At 33.6% G+C, this 13,782-nt stretch carries 13 protein-coding genes; 11 read left to right on the top strand and 2 right to left on the bottom strand.

Features of this window, described 5'->3' with window-relative positions; translation table 11 throughout:
- The first annotated feature begins 6 nt into the window (after positions 1-6).
- Both J2Y38_RS14415 and map read left to right on the top strand, forming a co-directional pair.
- Complete coding sequence (locus tag J2Y38_RS14415) at positions 7-864, top strand: phospholipase D family protein (RefSeq protein WP_309843743.1); 858 nt, start codon at positions 7-9, stop codon at positions 862-864.
- Positions 865-928: 64 nt separating this feature from the next.
- Positions 929-1,693 carry a type I methionyl aminopeptidase gene (gene map / locus J2Y38_RS14410; RefSeq protein ID WP_309843741.1) on the top strand — a complete coding sequence of 255 codons (765 nt, stop codon included), beginning with the start codon at positions 929-931 and terminating at the stop codon, positions 1,691-1,693.
- Between the two features lie 291 nt (positions 1,694-1,984).
- Here the strand turns inward: map and J2Y38_RS14405 are convergent, their stop codons facing one another.
- Entirely contained in the window at positions 1,985-2,566 is a 582-nt protein-coding gene (locus J2Y38_RS14405; RefSeq protein ID WP_309843738.1) for a Crp/Fnr family transcriptional regulator, read from the bottom strand.
- Between the two features lie 306 nt (positions 2,567-2,872).
- On the opposite strand from J2Y38_RS14405, the gene J2Y38_RS14400 reads away from it, so the two are divergent.
- The 4 genes from J2Y38_RS14400 to J2Y38_RS14385 all read left to right on the top strand — a co-directional run bounded on the left by J2Y38_RS14400 (position 2,873) and on the right by J2Y38_RS14385 (position 6,630).
- Positions 2,873-3,313 carry a hypothetical protein gene (locus J2Y38_RS14400; RefSeq protein ID WP_309843735.1) on the top strand — a complete coding sequence of 147 codons (441 nt, stop codon included), beginning with the start codon at positions 2,873-2,875 and terminating at the stop codon, positions 3,311-3,313.
- 159 nt (positions 3,314-3,472) lie between these two features.
- A complete protein-coding gene (gene mgrA, locus J2Y38_RS14395) occupies positions 3,473-4,468 on the top strand; it encodes an L-glyceraldehyde 3-phosphate reductase (RefSeq protein WP_309843732.1) in 996 nt (331 codons plus the stop codon).
- Between the two features lie 27 nt (positions 4,469-4,495).
- On the top strand, positions 4,496-5,959 hold the full coding sequence (locus tag J2Y38_RS14390; RefSeq protein ID WP_309843729.1) for a glycoside hydrolase family 30 protein: 1,464 nt from the start codon (positions 4,496-4,498) through the stop codon (positions 5,957-5,959).
- Between the two features lie 17 nt (positions 5,960-5,976).
- Positions 5,977-6,630, top strand: coding sequence for a delta endotoxin C-terminal domain-containing protein (locus J2Y38_RS14385; RefSeq protein WP_309843726.1), 654 nt, complete (start codon positions 5,977-5,979; stop codon positions 6,628-6,630).
- Between the two features lie 68 nt (positions 6,631-6,698).
- Here J2Y38_RS14385 and J2Y38_RS14380 read toward each other — a convergent pair whose 3' ends face one another.
- A complete protein-coding gene (locus J2Y38_RS14380) occupies positions 6,699-7,724 on the bottom strand; it encodes a hypothetical protein (RefSeq protein ID WP_309843723.1) in 1,026 nt (341 codons plus the stop codon).
- A gap of 195 nt (positions 7,725-7,919) precedes the next feature.
- Between J2Y38_RS14380 and J2Y38_RS14375 the strand changes: the two genes are divergently transcribed.
- From J2Y38_RS14375 to J2Y38_RS14355, 5 genes are all read left to right on the top strand, one after another.
- Positions 7,920-8,435: a sigma-70 family RNA polymerase sigma factor gene (locus J2Y38_RS14375; RefSeq protein WP_309843721.1), complete on the top strand. Its 516-nt coding sequence runs from the start codon at positions 7,920-7,922 to the stop codon at positions 8,433-8,435.
- Positions 8,436-8,484: 49 nt separating this feature from the next.
- Positions 8,485-9,384 carry a FecR domain-containing protein gene (locus tag J2Y38_RS14370; RefSeq protein WP_309843719.1) on the top strand — a complete coding sequence of 300 codons (900 nt, stop codon included), beginning with the start codon at positions 8,485-8,487 and terminating at the stop codon, positions 9,382-9,384.
- A 27-nt stretch (positions 9,385-9,411) separates the two neighbouring features.
- Positions 9,412-11,916 carry a carboxypeptidase-like regulatory domain-containing protein gene (locus J2Y38_RS14365; RefSeq protein WP_309843717.1) on the top strand — a complete coding sequence of 835 codons (2,505 nt, stop codon included), beginning with the start codon at positions 9,412-9,414 and terminating at the stop codon, positions 11,914-11,916.
- A gap of 322 nt (positions 11,917-12,238) precedes the next feature.
- Positions 12,239-13,156 (top strand): hypothetical protein, encoded by a 918-nt coding sequence (locus tag J2Y38_RS14360; protein ID WP_309843714.1) that lies wholly within the window; start codon positions 12,239-12,241, stop codon positions 13,154-13,156.
- Between the two features lie 228 nt (positions 13,157-13,384).
- Entirely contained in the window at positions 13,385-13,780 is a 396-nt protein-coding gene (locus J2Y38_RS14355; RefSeq protein ID WP_053472340.1) for an OB-fold protein, read from the top strand.
- The last annotated feature ends 2 nt before the right edge of the window (positions 13,781-13,782 follow it).

Below are 13,782 nucleotides of genomic sequence, written 5' to 3'. Positions count from 1 at the left end.
TAGCAAATGACAAAATTCATTACAGGAAAAGAACTTGAAAAAGTTGTATATGACATCATTTGGGAAGCAAAAAATACAATTCTTATTGTTTCGCCTTACATAAAGCTGGATGATTATTTTAAGCGTTTGTTTGACAAACACACAAATAATCCTAAAATTCATATTTTGATTGTATTTGGCAAAAATGAAGGAGAAGTAAGCCGAAGTTTAAGCAAAGATGATTACGATTACTTCAAAAAATTCTTAAATGTTACTATTGTTTATGTTCCAAAACTTCATGCGAAATATTATGGAAATGAAAAAAAAGGAGTAATTACATCTATTAATCTTTATGATTTTTCATTTAAAAATAATATAGAATTTGGCGTCTATACAGAACAAAATATTTTGGGTAGTTTTAATAAATCGGCAGATCAGGAAGCTTGGAATACTTGTTGGGAAATCGCACATAACAATGAAGCAGTTTTTGTAAAGCGTCCTCTTTATGAAAAAAAACTCCTAAGTGCATTTCTTGGAAAAAATTATATCAAATCTGATATTCTACATGATGTCACTGATAATTTCTATCATAATTTTCGCAATTACAAACAACGTACATTAATAAAAAAACTGGGAGACTTTCCTGATGAATTAGAGTTAGGCTCAGAAGTATCATTGCGACCAGAAAGAGATGAAGAAATTATTCGATTTGGTTTCTGTATCAGGACAGGAAATAAAATCCCATATAATCCAAATAGACCTTTTAGTGATAAAGCATATAAAAGCTGGGTACAATTTGGTAATGTAAATTATCCTGAAAACTTTTGCCATAAAACAGGAAACCCTTCTAATGGAAAAACATCAATGAGAAACCCTATTCTCTAAAAAAGTGATATTGAACTAATACTTTAAATTTAAGTTTTATATTAGCAATTAGAAAAATAACACCATGTCAATAACAACAGAAGCAGAATTAATCGGAATGAAAAAGGCAAGCGAAGCTGTAGCTTATGCTTTAAGAGAAATGAGAAATTATGCCAAACCTGGAATTTCTACAAAAGAATTAGATGATTACGGCGGAAAAATTCTGAATGATCTCGGAGCAAAATCGGCACCGTATGTAACGTATGGATTTCCCGGCTGGACTTGTATCAGCGTCAACAAAGAATTCTGCCACGGAATTCCTTCTGATAAAAGAATATTGAAAGAAGGCGATTTAATCAATATTGATGTTTCGGCAGAATTAAACGGTTTCTTTTCAGATAACGGCGGTTCGTTTGTTATTGGCGAAGATGTAAACCGTCATCAAAAATTGATTGAAGCTTCAAAAGAAATTCTGCATAAAGCAATTCACAATATAAAAGGCGGCGTTCGTATTTCTGATATTGGTTTTATAATGGAAACCGAAGCTAAGAAAAGAGGTTACAAAGTCATCAAAAACTTAACCGGTCACGGAATTGGAAGAGGTCTTCACGAAGCACCACACGAAATCGCCAATTACAGAGATAAATTTAACTTAACAAGATTTAAGAAAAACTCTGTAGTGGCAATTGAAACTTTTATTTCAACAACTTCTACAATTGCCGAAACTCTGCAAGACGGCTGGACAATGGTTGGAAACAAAGGTGGTTTTATGGCGCAGCACGAACATACAATTATCGTTACTGATGGAAAACCTATTATCTTGACAGAAATGAATGAGATTTGGAATTAAAAATTCTGAAAATTCTTATAACTTTTTGATATCCCGTTATCATTCCGTTAGGAATGTTTCATCGGTAGAAAAAAAATAACGATTGACCGCATTTTACGTTCCGTAGGAACGTTTGATATATTAGATTATTAAAAACGATATCAAAATCAAACGTTCCTACGGAACGTAAACAATAATAACAATATAATTTTTCTACCGACGAGATGTTCCTACGGAACAGAGAAATATATAAATTTAAAAGGGCTGCTTCGATTTTGAGCAGCCCTTTTTTATTGTTTTTCAAATCTAAATTCATCCATTCTTCAAATGCTTCGCACGCAACCTGCTTAAAAATTCAGGCGTAATTCCTAAATAAGAAGCGATATATTGCTGCGAAACCCTTTGCGAAATTGTTGGATAACGCGTAACAAACTCAATATATTGATCCATTGCGGTTGAAGAAACCGTTTTAAACAATCGTTTTTGCAATTTCGACAAATGCCTTTGAATCATCAAACGAAACATTCTTTCTAATTGCGGAACTTCGTTAATCAAATTCTCTTTAGACTGACGGGTTAAAACCAATAATTCGCAGTCTTCAAGCGTTTCAATATACATATCACTCGGAATCTGATCTTCAAAACTGGTAATATCACTTACCCACCAATCTTCGGTTGCAAACTGCAGCGTTAGTTCAATTCCTGCATCATCAATAAAATATTCGCGAATACAGCCTTTATTAATATAAGCTTCAAAATTGCATACTTCACCTGCCTGCAATAAGATTGTTTTTTTTGGAACAAGCCTCAATTCCAGACTGTTTTCAAAAATTTTAATCTCTTCTTCAGAAAGGCGGACAGACCTTGAAAGATATTCTCGTATTCTTTGAAACATTGTTTTACTGATTTACAAGATGTAAATATAAGATGATTTATTTAACTCATTGAATCTATTAATTTAAACACATAGGAACATAGTTTTTCGGAATCTTAAAAAAAGGCGTTTCACTTACATTAACAAACATAGAACTATGTGCAAATGATGTGTCATTTATTTTAATCTTTTTCAACTTGAATATAAAACTATGTTTCTATGTGTTTAATAAAATTTTTATTTATTATAATTTCTTGATCTAGTTTAAGAAATTAGGAAACAAAATATTTCATCTTTGAAATCCCTAACATTTTATAAATCAAAATAATGAATGATCAAATTCTACACTTAAGAATTGCTTTGGCTTTATTGGCTATTGAAGATCTGATCCCCAGCTACATGGACGTTCAGGAAGACAAAGTAATTTCAAACGGAAATGTAGCCGTATGTATTATTGACGAAGAAGGAACCGTTTATGGCCGTATGTACGGAAATGATAAAGCCAGAAAAAGACAATCGTATAAAATTGCGTGGACAAAAGCGAGTCAGGTTTGGCTTACCGGAGTAAAAACGGGAGATTATGAAAAATTGGTTTTTAATAATATTGTAGATGAAAACGCTAACGGAATTGAAGCTCCAGATCTTATTGGATGGCAGGGCGGACAACCTTTAACTTTATCTGACGGAACAAAACTTTCTGTTGGTTTTAGCGGTTTTAGAGGCACAAGCGATTTAGAAATTGTTGTAAAAGCATTTAAAAAAATATAAATTAACTCATTGAGATGTAACAAATAAATATTTTTAAACACATAGAAACATAGCCTATGTTTGTTAATGCAAGTGAAACGCCTTTTTTAGATTCCTAAAACTATGTTCCTATGTGTTTAAATAAATTACACCCAAAGAAAAAACAATTAAAATAAAAATATGAGTTACATACCTGATTCAAACCGATATCAAAAAATGGAATACCGCCGCAGCGGTAAAAGCGGATTAATGCTTCCTGCCCTTTCTCTTGGGTTGTGGCACAACTTTGGCGCAATCGATAATATCGAAAACGCCCGTAAAATATTGCACACTGCATTTGATAATGGTATAAGTCATTTTGATTTGGCCAATAATTATGGTCCGCCGGCGGGATCTGCAGAGCAGACTTTTGGTCAATTATTTAAAGAAGATTTCAAACCTTTCCGTGATGAACTTGTGATTTCTACCAAAGCTGGATGGCCTATGTGGGATGGCCCTTACGGCGATTGGGGATCAAAAAAACATTTAGTTGCGAGTTTAGATCAGAGTCTTTCCCGCCTCGGATTAGATTATGTTGATATTTTTTATCACCACAGACCAGATCCAAATACACCATTAGAAGAAACTATGGCAGCACTTGACTTAATTGTACGTCAGGGAAAAGCACTTTATGTGGGTATTTCGAGCTACAGCCCTGAAGAAACTCAAAATGCAATTAAAATTTTGAAAGAATTAGGAACGCCTTGCTTAATTCATCAGCCTAAATATTCAATGCTGGAACGTACTATCGAAAAAGGTTTATTAGATGTTTTGGAAACTAACGGAGTTGGCGGAATCGCTTTTTCTCCTTTGGCACAAGGACTTCTTACCAATAAATATTTAAACGGAATTCCTGAAAATTCAAGAGCAAACGCACATCGCGGAAACGGAGCAATTGAAGAAGATGCAATAACGCCGGAAAATATTGCAAAAGTTCGTCTGTTAAATGAAATGGCAACAGAGCGCGGACAAAGCTTGGCGCAAATGGCATTGTCGTGGGTTTTAAAAGATAACAGAATTAGTTCAGTTATCATTGGCGCAAGCAAACCGGAGCAGGTTTTAGATTCTGTTGGATGTCTTAAAAACACAGCTTTTTCTGCAGATGAACTTCAAAAAATTGATAACATTCTAGCATAGAACGATACTAACTATTTAACCATAATTATGAAAACATACCAAATCAACACATGCCTGACCATCATGTTATCCGGTTTTCTGACGGCAAGTTTATCGGCCCAGAAAAAGCAGACTAAAGCAGCCGATTATAAAAGTGTAACGGTTTTTGTAACGGCAAAAAATACCGAGAATAAACTAACAAAAACTGAAACCTTAACGTTTTTTGACAAACCGCAGCCAACGGAAAAAGAAACTTCTGTTTTTGTTGATCCGTCTAAAACGTATCAAACTTTGTTAGGAATTGGCGGCGCACTTACTGACGCTTCCGCAGAAGTTTTTTACGCACTTCCAAAGGATAAGCAAGAAGAAATCCTGACGGCTTATTACGATAAGGACAAAGGAATTGGATATACTTTGGCGCGTACTAATATGCAAAGCTGTGATTTCTCCAGTGATATTTACAGTTATATTGCTGAAGGCGACAAAGATTTAAAAACTTTCGATATCAGCCACGACAGAAAATACAGGATTCCGTTAATTAAAGAAGCGATTGCAAAAGCCGGAGGAAAATTGACTTTGTACGCTTCACCTTGGAGTCCGCCGGCGTGGATGAAAACCAACAATAATGTTTTGCAGGGCGGAACTTTAAAACCGGAATATCACCAAAGCTGGGCTAACTTTTTTGTGAAATTTATTAATGAATACGAAAAAGAAGGAATTCCTATTTGGGGTTATACCGTTCAAAACGAACCAATGGCAGTTCAAAAATGGGAATCGTGCATTTTTACTGCGGAAGAAGAACGTGATTTTATAAAAAACTTTCTTGGGCCAACGATGCAAAAAGCCGGATTATCTAAAAAGAAACTGATTATGTGGGATCACAATCGTGATTTAATGTATCAGCGTGTTAGTACTGTTCTGGAAGATAAAGATGCTGCAAAATATGTTTGGGGAGTTGGATATCACTGGTACGAAGACTGGATGAAAAACGGAATGAACTTTGAAGCCGAACGCCGCGTTGCAGAAGCTTTTCCAGACAAACCGCTTATTCTTACCGAAGGTTGCGCTGCAGATTTTGACCAAAAATTATTAACGGAATGGAGTTACGGTGAAAAATACGGAATGTCGATGATTAACGATTTCAATATTGGAACAGTTGCCTGGACAGACTGGAATATTTTACTGGATGAAAGAGGCGGACCAAATCACGTTCAAAACTTTTGCATGTCGCCTATTCACGCTGATTTAAAAACCGGAAAACTGATTTACACCAACGGATATTACTATTTAGGACATTTTTCTAAATTCATTAAACCGGGTGCAAAACGTGTGGCTTGTAATTCGAGCAGTAATAAATTGTTGTCTACAGCTTTTGTAAATCAGGATAATAATCTTGAAGTTGTGGTAATGAACCAAACTGATAATGACGTAGAATATTTTCTATGGATAAAAGGAAAAGCTTCAAAAGTAACGAGTTTGGCGCATTCTATCGCAACTTTAGAAATACGTTAATGCTAAAATTGACTACTATGAAAAAAGTATTATTATTTCTGAATGCTTTCGTTTTGATGAATGCTTTTTCAACATTTGCTCAAACATCGGCTGAAAAGCCAAAACCTTTTAAAACGCAGCAAATTCCCGGAAAAATAGAATGTGAGTTTTATGATTTGGGAGGCGAAGGTATTGCATATCACGATACGGATGAGGTTAATAACGGAAGCGGAAAACTGAATCCGGTAAACGGAAATCCTTTAAACGAGTTCCGGCTAAAAGAAGGCGTTGATATTTCGTATACCAAAACAGACAGTATTGACGATACGCCTTATACCAAAGTTCCGATTAAGATGAAACAGCTTTATGTGGGCTGGACGCAGCCAACGGAATGGATTAATTATACGGTTGAGGTTAAAAAATCCGGAACTTATAAAATTGGTGTTTTATATACGGCAAACGGCGACGGAACAATTTCTATTGCTGTAAACGGAAAAGACAGCACCGGAAATATGAAAATTGTTTCTACACATGATGATAAAGATCCTGTTGCCTGGAGACAATGGCATCATTGGAACAGTTCTGAAAATATTGGTACAATTAAATTAGAAAAAGGAAAGCAATTGCTCACTTTGCATATCGTAGAAAACGGTAATATGAATTTAGATTATTTGACCTTTACGCCCAATTAATAATGATTTATGATTAGTTAACTTGATCTGGCCGCATAATTCAAACCAAATTGTGCGGTCATTTCTTTTTATAACTTTTCGAAGTAAAGATAATTGGTACTGCTGCTTACATCGCGCAATCTAATCTGCGAATTATTAAACTCAAACAACTTCCAGCTGTTATTCAATTTACTAAGTAACGCTGAACTAAAAGTTAATTTTAATTCCCTAACATTATTTTGTACGCTGCTTTCCCATTGGCCCGTTTCTGAAGCTCCCGCTTTTGTTGCCACTACAGAATTATCGTTTTTAAATACAAAGGAATAACCACTGTAAGACGAAGTTTTCTCAGAATCATCAAAATAATACGGAATATCCCAGGAACCTTTTGTAATTACTTCATTCAAATCAAGCGTTACAATATTATTTTCCGGGCAGTAATCAATCGCATATTTTATAGCATTTTCAAAATCCAGATTATTGTTAATGGTTCTCGTTTGACCATGATAATCAACTATCGAAATTGGATATTTTAAAGAAATGTACTGACTGGCATTCAAATTTTTAATAAAATTAAAAAAGGCCTGATCGCTTATAATTGATTGAGAACTTCCTATTTGATTTGAGCTGTTATAAATATTAATTGTTATTGGATAATTGATATTCAGTCCGTTGATTTTAGATAAAAGATCAGGATATTGGTTCCAATAATCAATTAAAGAATCAAAATCAGCTTGGTCAGGAATAAATTTTTGAATGTAATTATAGTAGACCATCGTTACCGGAAAATCTATTGTTACAATATCATCATCATAATTATTTGCATTGATATTGTCTATTACTTTTTGATAATCTGCAGTCGTATTAACAGCAATTTGAGTATTATTTACAGTAACCGTGTAAGGTAGTTTTATAGTACAATAAGTAGAGCCGTCAATTACATTATCCTGCACGGTTGGCACCATGGCAACCCTTTGCAGATAAGACGTAAGAGGTGAAGCATTAGTAATTGTTCCTTGCCCACTATTATCCTGATCGTCAGGTGATTCGTTTTGACAAGATAACAAAAGCAGGAAAACTGCTGCTAGTGATAAATATTTTTTAAAAGGGAACATATTTATATTTTTACAAAGGTAATAAAATTTAAGAAACTGTTTTTTAATAAATTAACATTAGGGGTTTTGGCCTCTTTTAATACTAAATTATCAAAAGCCAATAACATTTCATTCTTCTATAAAACAATCTACATTGCTTTTACCCTACTTATACTAAAAACAAATACTTTTGCATCATACCAATCACAAATATAAATGCCAACTAAGAACCAATCAGACACTTGCGATGAAATAATTTTTTCGTCTTTTTTCAAAAGTCACGTAAAAGCACTTCGAAATTTTCTTTTTTACAAATTTGGCAATGTCAATCAGGCTGAAGATGTGGCGCAGGAAGCATTTGTAAAACTTTGGCAAAATTGTGCATCTGTACCGCTGGAAAAAGCAAAATCTTACGTATATACCATTGCCAACAACAGCAGTCTCAACGAAATTGCACACCAAAAAGTGGTTTTGAAATACGAAAAAAACTTCACGGGTTTAGACAAAACAAATGAAAGTCCCGAATATATTCTGGAAGAAAAACAATTTCAGGCCAAACTTTTAAAAGCCATAGAAAATTTAAACGAAAAACAGCGTGAAGCTTTTTTAATGCATAGAATTGACGGAAAAAAATACAGCGAAATTGCCTTAGAATTAAATATCAGCGTAAAGGCAGTAGAAAAGCGCATTCATCTCGCTTTATTAAGCCTGCGTAAAGAAATTGATTTATAAAAGTAGGGTAAATTTAGTTTTAATTGTTTTAATTATATAGTACAGTACAATGAAAAAAGATCGCTTATTAGCAAAATGGCTCAACGATGATTTATCTCCGGATGAATTGGCTGAATTTGAAGCAAGTCCCGATTTTGAAAAATACCGAAAAATAAAAGATTATACAGCTCATTTAGAGGTAGGTGATTTGGACGAAAATGCGATGTTGTCGAACATTTTGAGTCAGAAAAAAGCGGCTCAAAAAGTAGTCCCGCTATACAAAAAATGGGCGTTTAGAGCGGCTGCAATATTTGTTCTGGCACTTGGAATTACGTTTGCAATGAAAGTTTTAGTACCGCAGACAGAAACAGCAGATTTTGGAAAAAAGACCACTTTTTCATTACCTGATAATTCTGAAGTGGTATTAAACTCTGGTTCTGAAATAAATTATAAAAAATGGAACTGGGACAACAACAGACATTTAGATTTAAAAGGTGAAGCTTATTTTAGAGTAGCCAAAGGCCGAAAATTTGAAGTACAGACTAATCTTGGAAAAGTAACAGTTTTAGGAACTCAGTTTAACGTAAAAGCCAGAAAAAACAGGTTTGATGTAGTTTGTTTTGAAGGACGTGTAAAAGTAAATTATGCAGATACTCAAATTTTATTAACGCACGGACAAAGCGTTAGTTTTGAAAACGGAAAACAAATTAAAGCGGTTGTAAGTTTAACACAACCGGAATGGATTGGCAATGAAATCGCTTTTTATAAAGAAAATATCAGAAGCATTCTTGACGAAGTTGAAAGACAATATGATATTACAATCGAATTAAATACAAAAGATACAACATCATTATTTACAGGGAAATTACCCGCTAACGATTTAAACACAGCCTTGCAGATTATTAGTACAACTTATCATTTAGAGGCCAAGCAAGTCTCAAAAAATAAAATAATTTTTGACGGAAAATAAATGTTGCTCCCCAAACAATTTCATTTTTTGTTTCTTCTGTTTTTCCTTGTCCCGAATGCTTTTGCTCAGGACAAAGGAAAACTTATGCCTTTTAAGAAAATCATACTTGAAATTGAACAGCAGCATCAGATCAGCTTTAATTATACCGAAGACAATATTACCGGACTGGAATTAATTCCGCCAAAAAAATCACTTTCTTTAGTCGAAAAACTAGAATACCTGGCCCAAAAAACTCATTTGTCTTTTGAAAACATAGACAACAAATTCATTAATATTTATAAAAAAGAGAATCAGAAACCGCTAATATGCGGTTATGTTTTTTCTAATACAGATAAAAAACCAATTGAAAACGCTAATATTAGTCTGTCTAACAAAACTCAGGTTGCAACAGATGCAAACGGTTATTTTGAGTTTACAAAAGAAGACAAAAACACATTCGTAATCAGCCACGTAGGTTTTTTAGCTAAAAAAATTACTGCAGTCAATGCGGATTCTAAAGATTGTCTCCAACTATTTTTAGAACCAGAAATCATGCAGCTTCAGGAAATAAAAGCTAATGCTATTCTGGCTTCGGGGATTTCAAAAAACAAAGATGGATCGTTTGAAATTAAACCCAAGAAATTCGGTATTCTTCCCGGACTTATCGAACCGGACGCTTTGCAGACCATGCAGCAAATTCCGGGTGTAAACAGTATCGACGAAAGTGTTTCGAGCATTAACGTTCGCGGTGGCACACACGATCAGAATTTATTTTTATGGAATGGTATACGAATGTTTCAAACGGGACATTTTTTTGGTTTAATATCGGCATTCAATCCTAATTTAGCCCATACTATTTCTATTTATAAAAACGGAAGTTCTGCCTTTTACGGAGAAAGTGTTTCCAGCGTTGTAGCTATTTCGTCTACTCCCGAAACTGCTGAGAAAAACTCCTTTAGCGCAGGGTTAAATATGATTAATGCTGATGTTTACGGGAAATACAATATTTCACCGAAGGGTTATATCGAAGTTTCGGCACGTAAATCAATTACTGATTTTGTCGAAACACCTACTTATAAGGAGTATTTTAATAAAGTATTTCAAAACACAACGATCACTGATTTTTCAGATAAACAAAATGTTGATTATCACAGCGACAAGAAATTTGGTTTTTATGATGCTACGCTAAAATATGCTCAAAAAATAGGGCTTAAAGACCAAATTGTTTTAGATCTTATTACGATTAAAGATAATCTGGAAGTTTTTCAAAGTGCAAAAGTTTACGACATAAACAGTTCTGAAAATAATATTTTACGTCAGCAAAATTATGGCGGGAATTTATCTTGGAAACGAAACTGGAACGGCTTTAATACAACTAAAATTAATGTTTACAACTCTGCTTATGAACTTCGCGCCAATCAATCTACGAGCGAAGATCAAATTGTAATTCAGGAAAATACGGTTAACAATAACGGAGTTAATTTAGAGAACAATCATATCCTTAATTCTAAATTTACTATAAACGACGGGTATCAATTTAATGAAATTGGTGTTACTAATTTAGAACAGGTTTCAAATCCGGATTTCTACCGTAAAGTAAAAGACGTTTTGAGAACCCACGCTTTAATTGCAGAAGTAAAATACAACGATACCATTTCGAGAATATATTTTAAAGCCGGAAGCCGAATTAATTATATCGAAAAGTTTAAAAAATATATTATTGAACCGCGCGCGCAGTTTAGCTACGGCATCAGCAAAAGTTTAAATGTAGAATTACTGGGCGAACTAAAAAGTCAAAATACACAGCAAATTATTGATTTGCAAAAAGATTATTTCGGTATTGAAAAAAGACGCTGGATTATTTCTAATAACTCCACAATTCCTATTCAAAAAAGCAGACAGGTTTCTTTGAATTTATCTTACATAAAAAATGACTGGCTTTTTGATATCGAAAATTTCTATAAAAAAGTAATAGGAATTACAACTTCAAGTCAGGGATTTCAGAATCAGTTAGAGTTTGTTAAAACTACGGGCGATTATGAAGTTTGGGGAACCGAAATGCTGATTCAAAAAAAAATGAATCACTTTTTGACTTGGTTAAGTTATACGTATAATCATAATAATTATCATTTTTCTAATTACGAATACCCAATTTTTCCTAACAATTTTGAGGTAATGCATACAGCATCGTGGGCAGGAATTTATGAGAAAAACAATTTCAAAATTGCTTTAGGTACAAAGTGGACTTCGGGCAGGCCAAAAACTTCTCCTGATAATACGCAAATTGATCCTTCAAATCCTACTTTGATTTATCACAAACCTAACAGCGATAATCTGCATATTTTTTCGCAGGTTAACTTTTCTTCTACCTATAAATGGGAAACAGATAATGGTATTCAATACAAATTAGGGATCTCTATCTTAAATATTTTAAACAGAAGAAATGAAATCAGCGAATATTACAGAGTAAGTTCGTTGACAAATTCTATCGAAGAAGTCGAGACTTTTTCACTGCAAAGAACTCCAAACGTGAGCTTTAGAGTTTCTTACTAATTTCCTTCAAGCCGGGATTTAAAAAAATCCTACATTATTTTTCATTTTTTTTATAAAAACTTTAATTCTTTGGTAGGGTAATCTACATCAAGGCTGTTTTACTATTGAACCATATCAAAAGAATAGAAATGACCGCCTTACAAAACTTCATAAAATACCACGAAGGCTATTTTATTTATGACTCTTCTTAGCATAACTAAAAAGATGGAACGAAATGCTTATTAAAGCATGAATTCCCGATGTAGAATTTTAAAACAAAACACTTTACTGTTTTTGTAAAGTTTCAATTCCCTTATCAATATATAACTTAAATTAAAAAACGATGAAATTAAAACAACTTAAATTCGCTGCGGCTCTTGTAATTACAACCTTCTTTTTAAGCTGCAGTAGTGACAGTGGAGATAGTGGAGACAATGGTGGAAATAATAACCCGCCAACTCCCGAAGTTAAAAAAGCTGTTAGCCTTGCTACAAGCGCTACATTAGGTTCTTACCTTGTAGATAAAGATGGAAGAACTTTATATTTTTTCTCAACAGATGCAAACGGACAATCTTCTTGTACTGGAGGATGTGAAGCACTTTGGCCAGTATTTAATGTAGATAATTTAACTGCAGATAAATTAGGTGCAGGATTAACATTATCAGATTTTGGATCTATTACTACTCCCTCTTCTAAAAAACAATTAACCTACAAAGGATGGCCTTTATATTACTATGCACCAAGCTCAGACGATGGTTATGGCAGCGTGATGAATAAGCTTGAAGAAGCAGGAAAAACAGGTGGAGAAGGATTTGGAGGGGTTTGGTTTGTTGCAAAACCAGATTATTCTATTATGATTGTAAGAAGCCAGCTTGTTGGGCATGATGGTAAAAACTACAAATCAGATTATACTGTTGGAGACGGTGCTACAACATATTTTACAGATGCTAAAGGTATTACGCTGTACACTTTTAAAAACGATAAATTCAAGAAAAACAACTACACAAAAGAAGATTTTTCTAACAATGCTGTTTGGCCAATATATGAGACAGACAAAATTGTAGTTCCTTCTACTCTTGATAAAACTAAATTTTCTGTTATCACGGTATTTGGTAAATCACAATTGGTTTACAACGGATGGCCATTGTATTATTTTGGGCAGGATGCAAATGTAAGAGGTGCTAATAAAGGAATTAGTTTCCCTGCTCCTGGTGTTTGGCCGGTTCCTGTAAAAGATATTGCGGCTGCGGTTGCGCCATAATAATTTACTTACTAAGTGTAAATTAATTTAAACACATAGGGACATAGATTTTAGATTCTTAAAAAGGCGTTTCATTTATTTAAAATTCACAGAGCTTACTATGTGAAGAAACGGGTTTCTTTTTTATCCTTTTTTAAGTATAAAATCTATGTTACTATGTGTTAAATAAAAAATTCAACAAATAGTATATTCTGGTACATTACTGTAAAATTTAAATCCCAAATTGACATGAACAAACGAAAAATCACGATTTTAATCGTACTGCTTTTGGTAAGTTTTGGTCCTTACTATATCTACCAAAACATTATTTACAAAGATGCCAGAGACATCAATAATGAAAAATCAATACTTACCATTTCTGCTAAAAACTTAGAAAACCACTATGCGAAAAATGCTTTGCAGGCAGATTCAAAATACTTAAATAAAACAATTGAAATTGAAGGAACAGCCACAGAAGTTACTGATTCTTCAATGGTAATTGACGGAAAAGTATTTTGCAAAATGAATGAAATAGTAAAAACGAACTTCACCAATAAACCAATCAATATAAAAGGAAGATGTATAGGATTTGATGATTTATTTGGAGTTGTAAAATTGGATCAATGCAGTATACAACAAAACTAAAT

Origin of the sequence: Flavobacterium sp. 2755, from assembly GCF_031455715.1 — a bacterium.
GTDB lineage: Bacteria > Bacteroidota > Bacteroidia > Flavobacteriales > Flavobacteriaceae > Flavobacterium.
This window is presented reverse-complemented; position numbering and strand designations above follow the sequence as displayed.